Source organism: Microbacterium sp. PAMC22086 (genome assembly GCF_019443525.1).
In the GTDB taxonomy this organism is placed as follows: domain Bacteria; phylum Actinomycetota; class Actinomycetes; order Actinomycetales; family Microbacteriaceae; genus Microbacterium; species Microbacterium maritypicum.
This window is the reverse complement of sequence record NZ_CP080380.1, coordinates 3,061,952-3,080,167: the sequence shown is the minus strand read 5'-3', so window position 1 is coordinate 3,080,167 and position 18,216 is coordinate 3,061,952. Positions and strand designations below refer to the sequence as shown.

Below are 18,216 nucleotides of genomic sequence, written 5' to 3'. Positions count from 1 at the left end.
CCGGGTACCTCGCGGTACCCGGCCCTTCGACGGCGAGACGTCAGTGCGTGTCTTCCGCCTCGATCTCGGTGCGGTCGCCCGACCACAGCGTGTGGAAGGTGCCCGGCTTGTCGACGCGCTTGTAGGTGTGCGCGCCGAAGAAGTCGCGCTGACCCTGCACGAGCGCTGCGGGGAGGCGGTCGGCGCGGATGCCGTCGTAGTACGACAGCGACGACGAGAACGCGGGCGCGGGGATGCCGGCCTCGGCGGCCGCGATCACGACGCGGCGCCACGGCGCCTGGGCGCGGGTGATCGCCTCGGTGAAGTACGGCGCCGTCAGCAGCACGGGCAGGTCGGGGGTCTCGGCGTAGGCGTCCGCGATGCGGTTGAGGAACTGGGCGCGGATGATGCAGCCGCCCCGCCAGATCTTCGAGATCGCGCCGAGGTCGATGTTCCAGCCGTACTCGGCCGCACCCGCGCGGATCTCGTCGAAGCCCTGCGAGTAGGCGACGATCTTCGACGCGTAGAGCGCGAGGCGCACGTCTTCGATGAACGCCTCGGTGTCCTCGACGGAGAACTCCTCCTCGGGGCCGGGGAGGTCGCGCGACACGGCGCGCTGCTCGGGGTGCGAGGAGAGCGAGCGGGCGAAGGTCGCCTCGGCGATGCCCGAGACGGGGACGCCCAGCGACAGCGCGGTCTGCACGGTCCAGGCGCCGGTGCCCTTGGCTCCTGCCTGGTCGAGGATCACGTCGACCAGAGGCTGGCCGGTGGAGGCGTCCACCTGGCGCAGCACCTCGGCGGTGATCTCGATCAGGTACGACTCGAGCTCGCCCTTGTTCCACTCGGCGAAGATCTCGGCGATCTCGGCCGGCGACTTGCCGGTGCCGCGGCGGATGAGGTCGTAGGCCTCGGCGATCAGCTGCATGTCGGCGTACTCGATGCCGTTGTGCACCATCTTGACGAAGTGACCGGCGCCGTCGTGGCCGACGTGGGTGACGCACGGCTCGCCCTCGGCGATCGCGGCGATCGACTTCAGGATCGGTCCGAGCGTGATCCAGGACTCGTCGGAGCCGCCGGGCATGATCGAGGGGCCGGTGAGGGCGCCCTCCTCGCCGCCGGAGATGCCGGCGCCGACGAAGTTGATGCCGGTCTCGCGCACGGCCTTCTCGCGACGGATGGTGTCGGGGAAGTAGGCGTTGCCACCGTCGACGATGATGTCACCGGGCTCGAAGACCTCGACCAGCGAGTCGATCACGGCGTCGGTGGGGCCGCCGGCCTTGACCATGATGATCGCGGTACGCGGCTTCTGCAGCGAGTCGGCGAACTCCTGGTAGGTGCGGGCCGGGACGAAGCCGGCCTCGGGGTGTTCGTCGAGGAGCGTCTGGGTCTTCTCGTAGCTGCGGTTGAAGATCGCCACCGTGTTCCCCTCGCGGCTGGCGAGGTTGCGGGCGAGGTTCGATCCCATGACGGCGAGTCCGACGACTCCGATGTTCGCTGATGCTTCGGGCACAGAAGGCTCCTCGATGGTGAAGAAGGTGTGGTTTCAGCGTATCGCTGTACGGCAGGTCAGTGGCCACCTGTGTCACGAGAGGCGATGAAGCGTCGTGACACGGCGATGTCGCGGTCGCCGAGACCTGCGGCGACCAGCTCGTCGAAGGCCGCGCGCAGGGCGGGCAGCAGGACGGGGGAGGTGCCGGTGGCATCGGCGATGTCGGCCGCGAAGCCGAGGTCCTTCACCATGTACCGCGCGATGCCGCTGGGGGAGTCGTCGCCGGTGATGAGCTTCTCGCGACGGCTGTCCAGCAGCCGCGATCCGGCGTATCCGCCCGACAGCAGCGACCACAACGCGTCGAGATCGAGGCCGGAGCGGTCGGCGAGCACGGTGGCCTCCCCGAGCGCCATGATCGTCGCGGAGACGACGAGCTGGTTGCAGGCCTTGGCGACCTCGCCGGCGCCGAGCGGGCCGAGCAGGACGGGTGTGCCGCAGGCGATCGCTCCCGGGTACTTCGCGACCGAGCTCACGAAGGCGCTCGTCGCGGACGAGCAGTTCTCGCAGTGGGTGCGCGGACGCACGCCCGCCGGCCGCTGGGGAGACACCCAGGACCTCGTCGGAGCCCTGCTGTTCCTCGCCAGTGGCGCGAGCGACTTCGTCAACGGGCAGACGCTGTTCGTCGACGGCGGCATGACGGCGGTGGTCTGATGCGTCTCGGGCGCATCGACACCGCCGACGGCCCCCGCTGGGTGCGCGAGACGGCGGACGGGCTGATCCCGCTGTCCGATCCCTTCGTCGCCTTCGCCGAGGGGCGCCTGCCGAGCGCTGAAGGAGACGCCGTCGACGGGGCGATGATCGCGCCGGTGGACCCCGTGGTGATCGTCGGCATCGCCCAGAACGGGCCGGAGCACGTGTCGCCGGTGCAGGCGTGGCTCAAGAGTCCGCGGACGGTGATCGGCAGCGGTGCCGAGGTCGTGATGCGCCGCGACGCCGGTGCCCAGGTCGCCGAGGGCGAGATCGCCGTCGTGATCGGGCGCCCGACTCCGGGGCTGACCGTGCACAACGCGCACGAGTACGTGCTCGGCGTCACGGCGGTGAACGACCTCTCGAGCCCGGATCGAGCGGCGTTCGACCCCCGCAACTTCGAATCGAAGTCGGGGGAGGGCTACACCCCGCTCGGCCCCTGGATCGACACCGAGGTCGGGATCGACGATGTGAGCCTCGAGGTGGAGGTGGACGGACGCCTGGTCGCCGAGACGGGAAGCAGGCAGCTGCCCATGTCGATCCGGGAATGCCTCGCCTACGTGGCCGCGTGGTCTCCGCTCGGACCGGGAGACGTCGTCATGACCGGCGCTCCGCACTCCCAGGCTCCCGTGGAGCCCGGGCAGACCGTGACCGTCAGGGTCGCGGGAATCGAGCTGGTCACGGCATTCGTGTGACCGAGGAAGGAGCGCGGTGAACAACCTCGCCGTGGTGGCGCATGCCGCCGAGGATCTGCGGATCGAAGACATCGGCGCCCCGGCGCCCCGACCGGATGAAGCCGTCGTGGACATCGCCTACGGCGGCATCTGCGGATCAGACCTCCACTACTGGCGACATGGAGCCGCCGGCGCCTCGGTGCTGCGTGAGCCGATGATCCTCGGACACGAGGTGTCCGGCGTCGTCTGCGTCGCCGCGGCCGATGGCACGGGGCCCGCCGTCGGCACTCCCGTGGCCGTCCATCCGCTCACCGCGCACGGTGACGGACGCACCCCCTGGCCGGCGGCGCATCCCAACCTCGCGCCGGCGTCGACTTATCTCGGCTCGGCGATGCACCTGCCGCACACCCAGGGGGCCTTCGCGCGCCGCGTCGCCCTGCCCGCACGCATGCTGCACGCGCTTCCCGCCGGTCTCGACCTGCAGACGGCGGCGCTCGCCGAGCCCGCAGCCGTCGCCTGGCACGGTGTGCAGCGTGCGGGTGATGTGCGCGGTCTGCGGGTCGTCGTGATCGGTGCCGGACTCATCGGCCAACTCGTCGCCGCAGTGGCGCAGCGCGCAGGGGCCTCCTCCGTGACCGTCACCGACCTGCAGCAGCAGCCGCGCGACATCGCCGAAGCGCGCGGCATCCGGTCGATCGATGCACGGGCGGAGAGTGAGATCTCCGAGCTGCACGCCGACGTCGTGATCGAATCGAGCGGCACCGTCCCCGGACTCTCGGCCGCCGTCTCCGCCGCCGCCCGCGGGGGCACGGTGGTGATGCTGGGGCTCCAGCGCGGGGGAGAGGTGCCGGCGCCGATGGCCACGGCCATCACCCGTGAGCTCACGCTGCGCGGGTCCTTCCGCTTCGGGGCGGAGTTCGACGAGGTCATCGCCGCCCTCGCCGACGGCAGCCTCGACGTGCGCGGTATCATCAGCCACGTGCTGCCGGTGGACGATGCGCTCGATGCCTTCGCACGGGCCGCCGACCCCGCGAGCTCCTGCAAGGTGCTCATCGACTTCGGCCGGGAGGCATGAGTGTGCGCATCGTCGTGATGGGCCCGAGCGGTTCGGGTAAGTCGACGGTGGGGGCGTTCCTCGCCGATGCTCTCGGTGCGCGGTTCATCGACGGCGACGACCTGCATCCGGCAGCGAACGTCCGCAAGATGGCGGCGGGAATCCCCTTGGACGACGCGGATCGGCAGCCCTGGCTCCGCCTCGTGGGCGAGACGCTCCAGGCAGAGGAGCGGATCGTCGTCGCGTGCTCGGCACTCCGACGTGCCTATCGCGAGGTCATCAGAGCCGAGGCGCCGGAGACCTTCTTCGCGGAACTCGCGATCGGTCGGGCCGTGCTCGAGGAGCGGATGCGTCTGCGGGCCGATCACTTCATGCCGGCGGCGCTCCTGGACTCGCAGCTCCAGACGCTCGAGTCCCTCGAAGCCGATGAGCACGGCATCAGGGTGGACGAGTCGGCGGACGTGCGGACCGCATCCGCCGTCATCGCCGCGGCGGCACGGCTGCCGCGCTGAGTCCGGCGGAGGTCAGTCCTTGCGGTAGCCCGAGCGGCCCATCGCGAACAGCGCGATGAAGGACGTGACGGCAGCGCACACGGTCATGGCGCCGATCAGCCAGAGGAGTGCGTGCGAGAGGAAGGCGCCGTCGAGCATGGGGGTTCTCCGTGTTCTGCAGAAAAAGGACCGGTGTCCTCAGCCTATCGGGTCATCCGGTACCATTGAGGCTGTACCTCGGCGAGGGATGCTTCTGCGCGTGCGCGAACATCCGTTATCGACGCGGCGAAGCAAGCCCGGTGGCTTTCCTCCTGCGTCAGCGAGTTCGAAAATTCCAAGACCACCGCGCGGCGCCTTCGCTGCGTGCCCCGAAGGAGAACCCCATGTCTGAAGACACCAAGGTCCAGGCCGAGCTCCGCGAGAGCTTCGGCAAGGGCTTCGCCCGCCGCCTCCGCGCCGCCGGCAAGATCCCCGCCGTCATCTACGGCCACGGCACCGAGCCGGTGCACGTCGCGCTGCCGGGCCACCAGGTCTCGCTCATCATCCGTCGCGCCAACGCTCTTCTCGAGCTCGACATCGAGGGCAAGGGCCAGCTCGCCCTCGTCAAGGACGTCCAGCGCGACCCGGTGCACCAGATCATCGAGCACATCGACCTGCTCGTCGTGAAGAAGGGCGAGAAGGTCGCCATCGACGTCCCGATCGTCGTCACGGGCGAGTCCGCTGCGGGCACCATCGTCAACCTCGACGCGACCACGCTGTCGATCGAGGCCGAGGCCACCCACATCCCCCAGAACATCGAGGTCTCGGTCGAGGGCCTGGAAGAGGGCGCGCACATCACCGGCGCCGACGTGAAGCTCCCCAAGGGCTCCACGCTGCTCTCCGACCCCGAGGTGCTCGTCGTCGCGATCTCCGTCCCGGCTGCACCCACCGAGGATGACGCCGAGGGCGAGACCGCCGCGGCGACCGAGGCAGCAGAAGAGGCCGCCGCGGAGTGATCTCCGACTGATTCATCACAGAGGGGACGCGATCCGATCGCGTCCCCTCTGTCGTATCCTGACCGAGGCTCTGCACCCCGGGTAGTGAGAGGACGAGGACATGGCATCGACCTGGCTCGTGGTCGGGCTCGGCAACCCCGGCCCCCGTTATGAGGCCACACGGCACAACATCGGCCAGATGGTGGTCGACGAGCTGGCCTCGCGACGCATCGAGGCGTTCCGCGAGCACAAGGGGGGAGCGCGCGTCGTCGAGACGTGGTTGCGCCCCGGGGCGGACAAGCTGGTGCTGGCCAAACCGAACACCTTCATGAACGTCTCCGGCACGCCCGTGGCGGCTCTGGCCCGGTTCTACTCGGTCCCTGCCGAGCAGGTGATCGTGGTGCACGACGAGCTCGACATCCCGTTCGACACGGTCAAGCTCAAGACCGGGGGCGGTCACGGCGGACACAACGGCGTGCGCGATGTCGCACGTGCCCTGGGCACCGCCGACTTCCCGCGCGTGCGGGTGGGCATCGGCCGTCCCGTCGGGCGCCAGGATCCCGCGGACTGGGTGCTCGCCCCGTTCGGCAAGGAGGAGCGGCCGAACCTGCCGATCCTCATCGCGGATGCCGCCGATGCGGTCGAGCTGCTGGTGGGCGAAGGCCTTCTCGCAGCGCAGCAGAAGCACCACGCACCGCGGTGAGCCGGGCGGCGCCGCCCGACCGCTGACGACCGATCAGGCGGTGTAGCCGGCGAGGCCGGTGGCGCTTCCCGCGCCCAGCGCGATGACCAGGACGATCGAAAAGATCACCGCGCCGAGAACGGCCACGACGAGCGCCGCGATACCGGCCCCGCGGCCCTGCTTCTTGCGGATCGCGATGATACCGAGCACGATCGCCGCGATGCCGAGGATCGTGCCCGCCCAGAAGGAGAGCTCCGTCCAGAGCACCTGATCGCGTACCGGGGAGAAGATGCGCAGATCATCGCTGTACGTCGTCATGCTCGGCGGGATGACGCGGCCGATCGCGAAGGCGTTGATGCCCGCGACGATGGGCATCACGATCGCGGCGACGAGCGCGGAGATCAGCGCGAGCATCCCCATCAGCCCGGACCGACGAGGCGTCGTCTCCGGCACGGCGTACGCGCCCGCAGGTGCGGCGTAGCCGCCGACGGGCACCTGGTACGCCCCGGGAGGGGCCGCAGGGTATCCGGGAGCAGGAGCGGACGGGAGAGAGCCGGGCGTTGCCGCATACGCCGGGTGACCGGGGGCAGGAGGTGCGGCCTGACCTGCCGGGTACGCCGGCGGAACCGGGTACGTCGGCGGAACCGGATAGGCCGGCGGGACGGAGAACGCGGGCGGCGCGGGGAAGGCCGGAGGAGATGGGACCGCACCTGCAGGCGCTGCCGGCACCGGCGGGACCGACGTCTCGGGCGGCACCTGCGATTCGGAGGGCACGGCACCGGACGGGGGAGGCAGCTGTGGATCAGTCACGCCCCCATCCTAAGGCGAGCGTCAGACGCGCCGGAGCAGACCCACCCGGTCGTACACGTCCGAAAGCGTCGCGTCGGCGACGGCATCGGCGCGGGCGGCGTTCTCGGCCAGGATGCGATCGAGCTCGGCGGGATCGTCGAGCAGCTCGAGGGCGCGGGCGCGCACCGGCTCGAACTCGTTGACGACGACCTCGGCCAGGCCCTTCTTGAAATCGCCGTAACCGCGTCCCGCGTACTCGTCCTCGATCGCGGCGACCTGGCGTCCTGTGAGCGCCGCGTAGATCGTGAGCAGGTTCGAGACGCCGGGCTTGCTTTCGCGGTCGAACCGCACGGAACCCTCGTTGTCGGTCACCGCGCGCATGACCTTCTTCGCCGACTTCGCCGGATCGTCGAGCATCCACAGCACGCCGGCGTCGCTCTCGGCAGACTTCGACATCTTCGACGTCGGGTTCTGCAGGTCGTAGATGCGCGCGGTCTCCTTCTGGATGACGGGCATCGGCACCGTGAAGGTCTCACCGAATCGCGAGTTGAAGCGCTCGGCGAGATCGCGCGTGAGCTCGACGTGCTGCTTCTGGTCATCGCCCACCGGCACCACATCGGTCTGGTAGAGCAGGATGTCTGCGGCCATGAGCACTGGGTAGGTGAACAGGCCGACACTGGTCGAGTCCGCACCGTAGCGCGAGGACTTGTCCTTGAACTGCGTCATCCGACCGGCTTCGCCGAAGCCGGTGATGGTGCTGAGAATCCACGCGAGCTCGGCGTGAGCGCGCACATGCGACTGCACGTACAGCGTCGACAGCGAGGGCTCGATACCGGCGGCGACGTACTGCGCTGCTGTACGACGCGTCTTCTCACGCAGCTCTGCCGGGTCCTGGGCGACGGTGATCGCGTGCAGATCGACGACGGAGAAATAGGCGTCGTAGGAACTCTGCAGCTCCCGCCACTGGAGCAGCGCGCCGATGTAGTTGCCGATCTGGAGGGAGTCGGCGGAGGGCTGCATTCCGGAGTAAAGGCGAGGTCTCGTCACGGGATCAATCCTATGGGGTGCGTGCTGTGCCCCTACGATGGGCGCATGGCTTCCGCTTCTCCTCTCCCACGGTCGCGAGGGGATCGGGCCCTCTACGTCGAGATCCTCATCCGCGCGCCCCTGGACGAGGTGTGGGCGCTGACCCAGGACCCGTCCTCGCACGTGCGCTGGGACGCGCGCTTCAGCGACATCGTGCCGCAGCGCACCCGGGCGGACGGCGCACAGGACTTCCGTTACGAACTCGACCTGCGGGTGCACACGATCCGCGGAACCGGCGTCTCGCTCGCCACGAAGCAGAGCCGCACGGGCGAGCGGACCTCCGCGCTCCTCTTCGACACGGACGACGTGCTCTCCCCGCTCGGATTCGGGCGTGGGTACTGGCGCTACGTGCCGACGGATGACGGCGTGCGATTCCTCACCGGCTACGACTACGTCCCGGGCTGGGGCTGGCTCGGGCGCGTGCTGGATCCGCTGATCACGCGGCGCTTCGTCTGGTGGCTCACGGCGCGGAGCTTCGATCGCCTGCGGCTCTGGGCCGAGCAGGGGATCGCGCCCGAGGAGACCAGCGGATGGCGATCGTTGCGCCGAGGTCACCGACCTCGCGCACGAAACTGCCTCTCCCGGCCTCCGCGACGCACCGGACGCACGATCATGGAGGACGCACCGGAATCTCTGGAGGAGCTCGTATGACCACAGGCGCCGGGATCTTCGAGCGCGCGTTGGGAGCCGATTTCGCGCGGCTCCACCCGCAGCTCCAGCGCCGGTTCGGGGTCGGCGTCGACGCCGGCTACGGCTGCATCGGGCGCGGAGTGATGACCGAGGTGCGCCGGGGTCCGTGGTGGACGCTGCCGTTCCTCCTCATCGGGACCTTCCGGAACATCCTCTTCCCCGAGCGGGGACAGGACGTGCCGTTCCGGATCGACAACCACGCCTACGTCGACGACTTCGGCCGTGAGACCGTGACCTTCGTGCGGACCATGGACGTGCGCCCCGGTCGCCGCCGCCGCTTCGACGCGACCATGATCTACAGCGAGGCCCGGCGGCGAGTGGTCGACTACCTGGGCACCCACCAGCACCTCGCGGTCGACCTCGACCTCGCCGTCACCGATGACGGCGGGCTCCTGCTCACCTCGGGGGCACAGCGCTTCTACGAGGGGCCTGCGGCCTTCCGCTTCCCGATGGTCTTCAGCGGACGGGCGCGGCTCGTCGAGCGCTATGACGACGAGCAGGAGTGCTACCTGATCGACCTCGAGATCCACAACGACGTCTTCGGGTTCCTGTTCGGCTATCGGGGCGCGTTCACGTGCGAGTTCGTCGACGGCCCCGCCCCGGAGACCGTGAAGCCGTACCGTGAGGAGGCTCGAGAGTGACCGCGCGTGGAGCGGCCTTCCTCGAGGCCCTGGGGGAGCAGGCGCAGCGGCTGCATCCCGAGATCCTCGCGCAGATGAGCGTCGAGGCGCCCCGCGACAGCGCCGAGGGCGTGTTCGCGGTCGCCGGCAGCCGGTTCGGACGCGTCGCCGGTCTCGCCGCACCCGTCATCGGTCCCGGCCTGCTGGTGACGCGGTTCGCGCGTGACGTGCCGTTCCGGATCGATACCGTGTCAGGCCGATCGCGCTCGGGGCGGGCGATGCTCGACACCGTCCGCGAGTTCCGCTTCCCCGGCGCGACGCAGTACGTGACGGATCGACTCTTCGCGACCGGTCACCCCGGCATCGTCCAGAACGCCTTGGGCGCGCGAGGGCGGGTGCAGATGCTCGAGCACTGCTCGGTGACCGACGAGGGTGCGCTGCGCATGAGCACTCGCGCCGTCGCACTGCGGCTGGGGCGGTATCGGATCCCGCTCCGCGGCATCCTGCGCATCGAGGTGGAGCTCGTCGACGGCTGGGACGAGGCCCGCCGTCGACGCACCATCGACATGCGCGCGACGAGCCCCGTTCTCGGGACGGTCCTGGAGTACCGCGGGTGGTACCGCTATGCGGACCTCACAGCGCCGGACGTCACGACGTCGGGTGGCGTGCCCGTCGCGGATCAGTAGCGGTAGTCGACGACGACGGGCGCGTGGTCGCTCCAGCGCTGGTCGTAGGCCGCGGCGCGCGCGACGTGATAGCTCTCGACGCGTTCGGCGAGTGCGGGCGTCGCGAGGTGATAGTCGATGCGCCACCCGGAGTCGTTGTCGAACGCCTGTCCTCGCATCGACCACCAGGTGTACGGGCCGTCGACCTCACCGTGGAACTTTCGGCCGACGTCGATCCAGCCGAGGCCGGTGCCCACGGTGCCGTCGACCCCCGAGACCTCTGTGCCCGCCTCGCCGAGGAAGCGGTCGAAGTAGGCGCGCTCGCGGGGGAGGAAGCCGGCCTTCTTGCGGTTGCCTCGCCAGTTCTTGATATCGAGCTCACGGTGCCCGACGTTGAGGTCGCCTGTGACGAGCGCGAGGGCGCCGTCGGAGCCGAGCTCGCCCAGGCGCGTCCCGAACGCGTCGAGGAACTTCCACTTCTCGTCCTGCTTCGGGGTGTCGGCCTCGCCGGAGTGCACGTAGGCGCTCACGACGGTGAGCGGGCGATCGCCGATCAGGAAGTCGGCTTCGATCCAGCGACCCTTGGAGTCGAAGTCGTCGGGGCCGAAATCGGTGCGGGAGGCCAGCGCGGGAGTGCGGCTGGCGATGGCGACGCCGGCCCGCCCCTTCGCTGTGGCCTCGTCGTGCACGAAAGTCCAGCCGGGGAGTGCGGCCTCGAGGTGCTCGTCCTGCCCGCGGACCTCCTGGAGCGTGAGGATGTCGACGCCGGCATCGTCCAACCAGGAGCTCATCCCGTTGCGAGCCGCCGCTCGGATTCCGTTGACATTGACCGTGGCGATACGCAGATGAGGCATGGTCACAAGCCTAACGAGCGCCGCCGACATCCCGTCCCGGTCGATGCAGCTCCGTGAGCAGGCGCTGGGCCAGCGGGCCGCGCGGGTCGTCGGGTGGGGGAGGAGAGGCCTCGAGGTCCGTGAGCTCCTGCTCCGCGTCGCGCACGGCCCTCTCCGCAGCCCAGGCGCGGTACCACGGCGCACTCTCGCGGGCGGCGTGGGCTTTGCGCACCCGGATGCGCGCCGCCGTCAACAGCGCTTCATACTCGGCCACGCGGCGTTCGGCCTCCGTGAGGGTCAACAGAGGCAGATCGCGATCCTGCGCGGCGACTGCGATCCAGGAGGACGCCACCAGCATCACCACCCCGTTCACACGGAACCACAGCAGGAGCCCGATGAAGATGGCGAACGTGGCGAGCAGCGGGTTGGAGGGCGTGTAGCTCAGCAGGAATCCGGCCCCGTACTGGAGGATGGTCATCGCGCCGCCGCCGAGAAGCGCCCCCGGCCAGATCACGTGCCAGTGCAGTGACGTTCCCGTCAGGAAGCGCACCATCGCCGCCAGCGCCCCGGACATCAGGGCGAAGGACACCAGCACGGTGCCGATGCGGATGCTGATGTTGATCCCGTCGGAGCCGGAGTCCCACCCCAGCAGGCTGAGGAGCCAGCTCAGCACCGCCGCGCTGGCGGAGCTGAGCAGTGAGCCGACGACGAGAGAGACACCGAAGATCACGGCCGCCAGCAGGTCCCTGGCCTTCAGCAGCACGTAGCTGCGCCGGTCCGGCGGCAGGCCGAAGATGTCCCTCGTCGCCCGACGCGAGAACGTGACCCATCCGATGGCCGTCCAGATCACGGTGCCGAGGGCGATCAGACCGGTCACGCTCAGCAGCCCCGTGGTGTTGACCGCGATCTCCTGCACCTGTGCGGGCGTGAAGACACCGCCTTCAGGGAGGATCAGATTGGGGATGTAGCGGTTGATCATGGCGATCAGGCCATCCACCGCCTCCTCGCTGCCACCGAGCCAGAGCCCGGCGATCGCGAAGACGAGATAGATCGCCGCGAAGATCGCGAACAGCGCCTGATAGCTCACGCCCGCAGCGAGGAGGAATCCGTTGTGCTGCAGGAAATGGCGCCAGACCCGTACCGGGAACAGACCGAGGGTGCGCTGTGTCAGTGCGGTCGCGCGCTCGACGGCCGCATCGAGGCGACCGGACTCGGCCTCGGAGCCATCGGGTTCGGACACCTCCCCACCCTACCCAAGAGGTGGGGGCGAGGAGAGTGGTGGCGGATACGCGAACAGGCGGCCCCGGAAGGGACCGCCTGTTCGCATGTGACTGCAGAAGCGTCGTCAGGGACGCCCGCGGAGCACGGCCCGCTTGACCTCGGCGATGGCCTTGGTGACCTCGATGCCACGGGGGCATGCCTCGGAGCAGTTGAAGGTGGTGCGGCAGCGCCACACGCCTTCCTTGTCGTTGAGGATGTCGAGGCGGACCGCTGCGTTGTCATCGCGGGAGTCGAAGATGAAGCGGTGGGCGTTGACGATCGCGGCCGGGCCGAAGTACTGCCCGTCGGTCCAGAACACGGGGCAGGACGAGGTGCACGCGGCGCACAGGATGCACTTGGTGGTGTCGTCGAAGATCTCGCGGTCGGCGATGGACTGGATGCGCTCCTTGCCCTTCTCCGGCACGGAGCTGGCGACCAGGAACGGCTGCACCTCGCGGTACGACGCGAAGAACGGCTCCATGTCGACGACCAGGTCCTTCTCCAGCGGCAGGCCCTTGATCGCCTCGACGTAGATCGGCTTCGAGATGTCGAGGTCCTTGATCAGCGTCTTGCAGGCGAGGCGGTTGCGGCCGTTGATGCGCATGGCGTCGGAGCCGCAGATGCCGTGGGCGCAGGAGCGGCGGAACGTCAGGGAGCCGTCGACCTCCCACTTGATCTTGTGCAGGGCGTCGAGCACACGGTCGGTGGAGTAGAGCTCCACGTCGTAGTCGACCCAGTGCGGCTCGGCGTCGACCTCCGGGTTGAACCGGCGGATGTTGAACGTGACGACGAAGGACTGGATGCCGGTCTCCTCGGTCGTGTCGGCAGGTGCCTCTGCGATGGCGGTCGACATGCTCAGTACTTCCTCTCCATCGGCGGGTAGTTGAACTCGCCCTGCTCGTTCTTCGTGAAGACGACCGGCTTCCAGTCGAGCTTGATGTGATCGCTCGGCGTGGAGGAATGCGGGTCACCGGTCAGGTAGGCCATGGTGTGCTTCATGTACTTCTCGTCGTCGCGCTTCGGGAAGTCGTCGCGCATGTGTCCGCCGCGGCTCTCCTCGCGGTTCTGCGCGGCGTAGACGACGACCTCGGCGATGTCGAGGAGGAAGCCCAGCTCGACGGCTTCCAGCAGGTCGGTGTTGAACCGCTGGCCCTTGTCGTCGACGTGGACGTTCTTGTAGCGCTCACGCAGTTCGGCGATCACGCCGAGCACGTGCTGGAGGGAATCGTGCGTGCGGAAGACCTGCGCGCCCTTGTCCATCTCGTCCTGCAGGGTCTTGCGGAGCGCGGCGATGCGCTCGGTGCCCTGGTTGTTGCGCAGGTCCTCGAGCATGCCCGACACGAATGCCGCCGGGTTCTCGGGGAGCGGCACGAACTCGGCGGTCTTGACGTACTCGACGGCGTTGCGGCCGGCACGCTTTCCGAAGACGTTGATGTCCAGGAGCGAGTTGGTGCCGAGGCGGTTCGCGCCGTGCACCGAGACGCAGGCGCACTCGCCGGCGGCGTAGAGGCCGGGGACGACGGTGGTGTTGTCCGCGAGCACCTCGCCGTCGTTGTTGGTCGGGATGCCGCCCATGGCGTAGTGCGCGGTGGGCATCACGGGCACGGGCTCGACGACCGGGTCGACGCCCAGGTACGTACGGGCGAACTCGGTGATGTCGGGGAGCTTGGTCTCGAGAACCTCGGCTCCCAGGTGCGTGCAGTCCAGCAGCACGTAGTCCTTGTGGGGACCGGCGCCACGGCCGTCGAGGACCTCCTGCACCATGCAGCGGGCGACGATGTCGCGCGGGGCGAGGTCCTTGATGGTCGGGGCGTAGCGCTCCATGAAGCGCTCACCCGAGGCGTTGCGCAGGATCGCGCCCTCTCCTCGTGCGCCCTCGGTGAGGAGGATGCCGAGACCGGCGAGGCCGGTCGGGTGGAACTGGAAGAACTCCAGGTCCTCGAGGGGGAGTCCCTTGCGCCACACGATGCCGACGCCGTCGCCGGTGAGAGTGTGCGCGTTCGAGGTCGTCTTGAAGATCTTGCCGAAACCGCCGGTCGCGAAGATCACGGCCTTGGCCTGGAAGACGTGCAGCTCGCCGGTCGCGAGATCGTAGGCGACGACGCCCGAGACCTGGGTCTTGCCGTCGGTGTCCTTCACGGTGAGCAGATCCAGGACGTAGAACTCGTTGAAGAAGTTGATGCCGAGCTTGACGCAGTTCTGGAACAGCGTCTGCAGGATCATGTGACCGGTGCGGTCGGCGGCGTAGCAGGCGCGGCGGACCGGGGTCTTGCCGTGCTCTGCGGTGTGCCCGCCGAAGCGGCGCTGGTCGATCTTGCCCTCGGGCGTGCGGTTGAAGGGGAGGCCCATGTTCTCGAGGTCGATGACCGCGTCGATGGCCTCCTTCGCGAGGATCTCGGCCGCGTCCTGGTCGACGAGGTAGTCACCGCCCTTGACGGTGTCGAAGGTGTGCCACTCCCAGGAGTCCTCTTCGACGTTCGCGAGGGCCGCCGCCATACCGCCCTGCGCCGCACCGGTGTGCGAGCGCGTGGGGTAGAGCTTGGAGATCACGGCGGTCTTCGCCCCGGGGCCCGCCTCGATGGCGGCACGCATGCCCGCCCCACCGGCTCCCACGATGACGATGTCGAACTGGTGGTAGTGCACGCCGTCACGGACGACGGAATCCTGCGTCTCGGTAGTCACTTCTCGTATGCCTTCTTCTAGTTCCCGACGATCGCGGCGCATTCGGACCAGAGGACGCTGTCCTCGGTCACACCCAGGCACGGGTCGAACGTGAAGACCACGAGCGTGCCGAGGATGATGAGCAGGCCGGCGGCCAGCCCGAGCGCCCAGACCAGCGCCTTGCGCGCCGTGCTGTTCGTCACGTAGTCGTTCACGATCGTGCGCATGCCGTTGGCGCCGTGGATGAGTGCGAGCCACAGCATCAGCACGTCCCACCACTGCCAGAACGGCGTGGCGAACTTGCCGGCGATGAACGCGAAGTCGAGGGCGTGGATGCCTTCGCCCACCATGAGGTTGACGAAGAGGTGGCCGAAGATCAGCACGACGAGCACGACGCCCGAGACGCGCATGAAGATCCAGCCCCACTTCTCGAGGTTGACTCCGCGGCGGCGGCGCACCGGGGCGGTCGCCATGGTCTGTGCAGACATCAGTGTCCCCCTCCGAACCCGGCGAACGCGAGCATCAGGTGGCGGGGCACGAAGCCGGCCATGATGATGCCCCACACCAGCAGGACGCCCCAGAACAGCTGGCGCTGATACTTGGCGCCCTTCGACCAGAAGTCGACGGCGATGATGCGCAGGCCGTTCATCGCGTGGAACACGATGCCGGCGACGAGCACGACCTCACCGAGGGCCATGACCGGGTTCTTGTATGTGCCGATCACGGCGTTGTACGCCTCCGGCGACACCCTGATCAGCGCCGTGTCGAGCACGTGCACCAACAGGAAGAAGAAGATGGCGACTCCGGTGATGCGGTGAAGCACCCACGACCACATGCCTTCGCGACCCCGATAGAGGGTGCCGCGTGGGGTCTTGGACGTGGTTTCCGAAATCGACGGTGTCAAGCGGGCGCTTGTGGACACGGTCGTCCTCCCTGGATCGATGTGACTCGGTCGCGTGCACTGCTCTCGTTCAAGTGTGAGCCTGGCGAAGTCTCAGGCACGCCCGATCGCTGTCCATCTTATTCCTGTCAGATCACTGGGAGCGACGAAGGGGAGCCTAAGTCTCTCGATGTCGGCTCGTCCTCTGCGGCTACCCTGGCAGGGTGAGCGCACCCATCAAGGATTTCTACGCAGTGATTCCCGCCGGCGGCATCGGTAGCAGGCTGTGGCCGCTCTCCCGGGCGGACGCACCGAAGTTCCTGCACGACCTGACGGGGTCCGGGCACTCGCTGCTGCGCGACACCTGGGATCGGCTCGTCCCACTCGCCGGGGCGGACCGGATCGCCGTCGTCACTGGTCGGGCCCATCGCGCGGCCGTCGAGGCGGAGCTGCCCGGCATCCCCGACCTGAACGTCTTCCTGGAGTCCGAGCCGCGCGAGTCGGCGGCGGCGATCGGACTCGCCGCGGCGATTCTGCACCGCCGCAATCCCGACGTGATCATCGGCTCGTTCAGCGCGGACCACGTGATCCGCGGCACACGCGTGTTCGAGTTCGCGGTGCGCGACGCCGTCGAGGTGGCGCGGGAGGGGTACATCTGCACGATCGGCATCACGCCGACCGAGCCGGCGATCGGTTTCGGCTACATCAAGATGGGGCCCGAGCTCGTGGTCGAAGGCGCGCGCGAGGCCGCTCTCGTCGAGAGTTTCGTGGAGAAGCCCGATCTCGAGACGGCGAAGTCCTACATCGCTGATCGCGGGTACCTCTGGAACGCGGGCATGTTCATCGCCAAGGCCAGCGTGCTGCTGGAGGAGCTGGCCGTGAACGAGCCCGAACTGCACGCCGGTCTGCTCGAACTCGCCGAGGCATGGGACGACCGCGATCGTCGAGGACCGGCGGTCGATCGGATCTGGCCGCGCCTGAAGAAGATCGCGATCGACTACGCGGTCGCCGAACCCGCCGCCCGCCGCGGATGCCTCGCCGTCGTCCCCGGCCACTTCGACTGGGACGACGTGGGCGATTTCGCCTCGCTGACCAAGCTCATCACCAACGGTCGCAAGAACGATCTCGCCGTTCTCGGCCCGAACGCGCGCGTTCTCACCGACGGCGCGAGCGGAATCCTCGTCAGCCAGACCTCGCGCGTGATCAGCCTGGTGGGGGTGCAGGACATCGTCGTGGTCGACACCCCCGACGCGCTACTGGTCACCACCGTGCAGCACGCGCAGCGGGTCAAGGGCGTGGTCGAGTCGCTCAAGCTCACCGGTCGCGGAGACGTGCTCTGACGCCTGCTCCGATGAGCACGCTCTCACGCTCATCGGCTGTCTTGATTTCAGCTTGGTAACCATTGGCCAGCACATGCGGGGCGGGCGTGCACAAAGGCCGAAACAGTAGGTAACTTTGATCGATCCGCGATGGCCGCGGTTTCGTTGAGGGAGGCATCAGTTGACCATCTCCACCACCAAGAAGCTGCTCGGCGTCACCGTCGCCGCTGGCGTCGTCTTCGCACTCGCCGGTTGCGGCCAGGCACCGACAGACAAGCCCGCCGGCTCCGGCGAGCCGGTCGCCTCCGACTTCCTCCCCTGCCTCGTCTCCGACGCCGGCGGATGGAACGACAAGTCGTTCAACCAGTCCGCCAAGGAGGGCATGGACAGTGCCGCCGAGGAGCTGGACATCAAGCCCCTCGAGTTCGAGTCGGCGAATGACAACGACTACGCGCCGAACCTCGAGACCGCGGTCTCCGAGGGCTGCTCGCTCATCGTCTCTGTCGGCTTCAAGCTGTCCGCCGCCACGGTCGAGTCCGCTCTCGCGAACCCCGACATCGACTACGCGATCATCGACGACTGGGCCGACAACGACTTCGACGGCACCGTCGATGCCCCGAACATCAAGCCCCTCGTCTTCGACACGGCTCAGGCCGCATACCTCGGCGGCTACGCTGCCGCATCGTGGTCTGCCCAGAGCGGTGTGAACAAGGTCGGCACGTTCGGCGGAATGCAGATCCCGTCGGTCGCCGTGTTCATGGACGGCTACCAGCTCGGTGTCGAGAAGTACAACGAGGACAAGTCCGCTGCGGTCGAGGTCTTCGGCTGGGACGAGGCCACGCAGAAGGGCTCGTTCACGGGCGGCTTCGACGCGAACGACACCGCCAAGCAGACCGCACAGGGTGTGCTCGACCAGGGCGTCGACGTCATCCTCCCGGTCGGCGGCCCCGTCTACCAGAGCGCGGCTGCGGCGATCGCCGACAGCGGCAAGGACACCCTGATGCTCGGTGTCGACAGCGACCTCGCCGTCGCCGACCCCGAGGTGGCCGGCATCACGCTCGTCTCGATCATGAAGGCGATCGACGTCGCCGTGAAGGACGCGACCCTGGCTGCGGCCAAGGGCGAGTTCGACCCGGCCCCGTACGTGGGCACGCTCGAGAACGAGGGCGTCAAGCTCTCCGGCTTCGGTGACTTCGAGTCGAAGCTGCCGGAGGGTCTGACCGACGAGCTCAAGGCTCTGCAGGAGCAGATCATCTCCGGCGACATCAAGGTGGAGTCCCGGAACTCCCCGACCTCCAAGTAATTCCGTCGCAGTTCCCGCAC

21 protein-coding genes and 1 pseudogene are annotated in these 18,216 nt (G+C 68.5%); 11 read left to right on the top strand and 11 right to left on the bottom strand.

The features are described 5' to 3' along the window. Nucleotides 1–40: 40 nt before the first annotated feature. The gene (gene gndA / locus KY497_RS15310) at nt 41–1,444 is read right to left on the bottom strand and encodes an NADP-dependent phosphogluconate dehydrogenase (protein WP_235562624.1); all 1,404 of its coding nucleotides are present in this window, start codon (nt 1,442–1,444) and stop codon (nt 41–43) included. A 101-nt stretch (nt 1,445–1,545) separates the two neighbouring features. Continuing rightward, the gene (locus tag KY497_RS15305) at nt 1,546–1,881 is read right to left on the bottom strand and encodes an NAD-binding protein (RefSeq protein ID WP_258185976.1); all 336 of its coding nucleotides are present in this window, start codon (nt 1,879–1,881) and stop codon (nt 1,546–1,548) included. 88 nt (nt 1,882–1,969) lie between these two features. On the opposite strand from KY497_RS15305, the pseudogene KY497_RS15300 reads away from it, so the two are divergent. The 4 genes and pseudogenes from KY497_RS15300 to KY497_RS15285 form a co-directional block, all read left to right on the top strand. After that, nucleotides 1,970–2,179, top strand: a pseudogene (locus tag KY497_RS15300) (SDR family oxidoreductase); the annotation flags it as partial. Further along, the gene (locus KY497_RS15295; RefSeq protein ID WP_055870826.1) at nt 2,179–2,910 is read left to right on the top strand and encodes a fumarylacetoacetate hydrolase family protein; all 732 of its coding nucleotides are present in this window, start codon (nt 2,179–2,181) and stop codon (nt 2,908–2,910) included. The pseudogene KY497_RS15300 and the gene KY497_RS15295, both read left to right, overlap by 1 nt. Nucleotides 2,911–2,926: 16 nt before the next feature. Beyond that, nucleotides 2,927–3,964 (top strand): zinc-binding dehydrogenase, encoded by a 1,038-nt coding sequence (locus KY497_RS15290; protein ID WP_219869431.1) that lies wholly within the window; start codon nt 2,927–2,929, stop codon nt 3,962–3,964. Beyond that, complete coding sequence (locus tag KY497_RS15285; protein ID WP_055870832.1) at nt 3,961–4,455, top strand: gluconokinase; 495 nt, start codon at nt 3,961–3,963, stop codon at nt 4,453–4,455. The genes KY497_RS15290 and KY497_RS15285 overlap by 4 nt, the downstream gene beginning before the upstream one ends. Before the next feature lie 12 nt (nt 4,456–4,467). On the opposite strand, the gene KY497_RS16835 is transcribed toward KY497_RS15285, so the two are convergent. Beyond that, the gene (locus KY497_RS16835; protein WP_017828452.1) at nt 4,468–4,593 is read right to left on the bottom strand and encodes a hypothetical protein; all 126 of its coding nucleotides are present in this window, start codon (nt 4,591–4,593) and stop codon (nt 4,468–4,470) included. 224 nt (nt 4,594–4,817) lie between these two features. Here KY497_RS16835 and KY497_RS15280 point away from each other — a divergent pair, with 224 nt between their 5' ends. Together KY497_RS15280 and pth are read left to right on the top strand one after the other, a co-directional pair. Further along, nucleotides 4,818–5,429 (top strand): 50S ribosomal protein L25/general stress protein Ctc, encoded by a 612-nt coding sequence (locus KY497_RS15280; RefSeq protein ID WP_055870834.1) that lies wholly within the window; start codon nt 4,818–4,820, stop codon nt 5,427–5,429. 100 nt (nt 5,430–5,529) lie between these two features. Continuing rightward, nucleotides 5,530–6,111: an aminoacyl-tRNA hydrolase gene (pth, locus tag KY497_RS15275; RefSeq protein WP_219869430.1), complete on the top strand. Its 582-nt coding sequence runs from the start codon at nt 5,530–5,532 to the stop codon at nt 6,109–6,111. A 33-nt stretch (nt 6,112–6,144) separates the two neighbouring features. Here pth and KY497_RS16830 read toward each other — a convergent pair whose 3' ends face one another. Together KY497_RS16830 and trpS are read right to left on the bottom strand one after the other, a co-directional pair. Then, nucleotides 6,145–6,900 carry a hypothetical protein gene (locus KY497_RS16830; protein WP_258185742.1) on the bottom strand — a complete coding sequence of 252 codons (756 nt, stop codon included), beginning with the start codon at nt 6,898–6,900 and terminating at the stop codon, nt 6,145–6,147. Between the two features lie 21 nt (nt 6,901–6,921). Beyond that, on the bottom strand, nt 6,922–7,899 hold the full coding sequence (trpS, locus tag KY497_RS15265) for a tryptophan--tRNA ligase (protein WP_229778883.1): 978 nt from the start codon (nt 7,897–7,899) through the stop codon (nt 6,922–6,924). A 72-nt stretch (nt 7,900–7,971) separates the two neighbouring features. Here trpS and KY497_RS15260 point away from each other — a divergent pair, with 72 nt between their 5' ends. The 3 genes from KY497_RS15260 to KY497_RS15250 are packed head-to-tail and all read left to right on the top strand — an operon-like array spanning nt 7,972 to nt 9,961. Further along, nucleotides 7,972–8,616 (top strand): SRPBCC family protein, encoded by a 645-nt coding sequence (locus tag KY497_RS15260; RefSeq protein WP_258185741.1) that lies wholly within the window; start codon nt 7,972–7,974, stop codon nt 8,614–8,616. Continuing rightward, entirely contained in the window at nt 8,613–9,296 is a 684-nt protein-coding gene (locus KY497_RS15255) for a DUF4166 domain-containing protein (RefSeq protein WP_055877658.1), read from the top strand. Before KY497_RS15260 ends, KY497_RS15255 begins: the two co-directional genes overlap by 4 nt. Further along, nucleotides 9,293–9,961: a DUF4166 domain-containing protein gene (locus KY497_RS15250; RefSeq protein ID WP_219869429.1), complete on the top strand. Its 669-nt coding sequence runs from the start codon at nt 9,293–9,295 to the stop codon at nt 9,959–9,961. The genes KY497_RS15255 and KY497_RS15250 overlap by 4 nt, the downstream gene beginning before the upstream one ends. Here the strand turns inward: KY497_RS15250 and KY497_RS15245 are convergent. From KY497_RS15245 to sdhC, 6 genes are all read right to left on the bottom strand, one after another. Continuing rightward, a complete protein-coding gene (locus KY497_RS15245) occupies nt 9,955–10,794 on the bottom strand; it encodes an exodeoxyribonuclease III (protein WP_174799536.1) in 840 nt (279 codons plus the stop codon). The two genes, KY497_RS15250 and KY497_RS15245, sit on opposite strands and share 7 nt — an antisense overlap. Before the next feature lie 10 nt (nt 10,795–10,804). Then, on the bottom strand, nt 10,805–12,013 hold the full coding sequence (locus KY497_RS15240; RefSeq protein WP_141386279.1) for a YihY/virulence factor BrkB family protein: 1,209 nt from the start codon (nt 12,011–12,013) through the stop codon (nt 10,805–10,807). Nucleotides 12,014–12,118: 105 nt separating this feature from the next. After that, a complete protein-coding gene (locus tag KY497_RS15235; protein ID WP_141386278.1) occupies nt 12,119–12,886 on the bottom strand; it encodes a succinate dehydrogenase iron-sulfur subunit in 768 nt (255 codons plus the stop codon). 2 nt (nt 12,887–12,888) lie between these two features. Continuing rightward, nucleotides 12,889–14,715 (bottom strand): succinate dehydrogenase flavoprotein subunit, encoded by a 1,827-nt coding sequence (gene sdhA / locus KY497_RS15230; protein ID WP_141386277.1) that lies wholly within the window; start codon nt 14,713–14,715, stop codon nt 12,889–12,891. A 17-nt stretch (nt 14,716–14,732) separates the two neighbouring features. Continuing rightward, nucleotides 14,733–15,182 (bottom strand): succinate dehydrogenase hydrophobic membrane anchor subunit, encoded by a 450-nt coding sequence (locus tag KY497_RS15225; RefSeq protein WP_055870856.1) that lies wholly within the window; start codon nt 15,180–15,182, stop codon nt 14,733–14,735. Continuing rightward, complete coding sequence (sdhC, locus tag KY497_RS15220) at nt 15,182–15,616, bottom strand: succinate dehydrogenase, cytochrome b556 subunit (RefSeq protein ID WP_074731658.1); 435 nt, start codon at nt 15,614–15,616, stop codon at nt 15,182–15,184. The genes KY497_RS15225 and sdhC overlap by 1 nt, the downstream gene beginning before the upstream one ends. 182 nt (nt 15,617–15,798) lie before the next feature. On the opposite strand from sdhC, the gene KY497_RS15215 reads away from it, so the two are divergent. Continuing rightward, on the top strand, nt 15,799–16,914 hold the full coding sequence (locus KY497_RS15215; RefSeq protein ID WP_219869428.1) for a mannose-1-phosphate guanylyltransferase: 1,116 nt from the start codon (nt 15,799–15,801) through the stop codon (nt 16,912–16,914). A 160-nt stretch (nt 16,915–17,074) separates the two neighbouring features. Beyond that, a complete protein-coding gene (locus KY497_RS15210) occupies nt 17,075–18,196 on the top strand; it encodes a BMP family protein (RefSeq protein ID WP_218682043.1) in 1,122 nt (373 codons plus the stop codon). Nucleotides 18,197–18,216: the final 20 nt, after the last annotated feature.

Excerpts from the sequence above, each read along its gene's own strand:
- gndA (WP_235562624.1), bottom strand. The coding sequence starts at position 1,444 with ATGGGATCGAACCTCGCCCGCAACCTCGCCAGCCGCGAGGGGAACACG.
- KY497_RS15305 (WP_258185976.1), bottom strand. The coding sequence starts at position 1,881 with ATGGCGCTCGGGGAGGCCACCGTGCTCGCCGACCGCTCCGGCCTCGAT.
- KY497_RS15295 (WP_055870826.1), top strand. The coding sequence starts at position 2,179 with ATGCGTCTCGGGCGCATCGACACCGCCGACGGCCCCCGCTGGGTGCGC.
- KY497_RS15285 (WP_055870832.1), top strand. The coding sequence starts at position 3,961 with ATGAGTGTGCGCATCGTCGTGATGGGCCCGAGCGGTTCGGGTAAGTCG.
- KY497_RS16835 (WP_017828452.1), bottom strand. The coding sequence starts at position 4,593 with ATGCTCGACGGCGCCTTCCTCTCGCACGCACTCCTCTGGCTGATCGGC.
- KY497_RS15280 (WP_055870834.1), top strand. The coding sequence starts at position 4,818 with ATGTCTGAAGACACCAAGGTCCAGGCCGAGCTCCGCGAGAGCTTCGGC.
- pth (WP_219869430.1), top strand. The coding sequence starts at position 5,530 with ATGGCATCGACCTGGCTCGTGGTCGGGCTCGGCAACCCCGGCCCCCGT.
- trpS (WP_229778883.1), bottom strand. The coding sequence starts at position 7,899 with ATGCAGCCCTCCGCCGACTCCCTCCAGATCGGCAACTACATCGGCGCG.
- KY497_RS15260 (WP_258185741.1), top strand. The coding sequence starts at position 7,972 with ATGGCTTCCGCTTCTCCTCTCCCACGGTCGCGAGGGGATCGGGCCCTC.
- KY497_RS15255 (WP_055877658.1), top strand. The coding sequence starts at position 8,613 with ATGACCACAGGCGCCGGGATCTTCGAGCGCGCGTTGGGAGCCGATTTC.
- KY497_RS15245 (WP_174799536.1), bottom strand. The coding sequence starts at position 10,794 with ATGCCTCATCTGCGTATCGCCACGGTCAATGTCAACGGAATCCGAGCG.
- KY497_RS15235 (WP_141386278.1), bottom strand. The coding sequence starts at position 12,886 with ATGTCGACCGCCATCGCAGAGGCACCTGCCGACACGACCGAGGAGACC.
- KY497_RS15225 (WP_055870856.1), bottom strand. The coding sequence starts at position 15,182 with ATGTCTGCACAGACCATGGCGACCGCCCCGGTGCGCCGCCGCCGCGGA.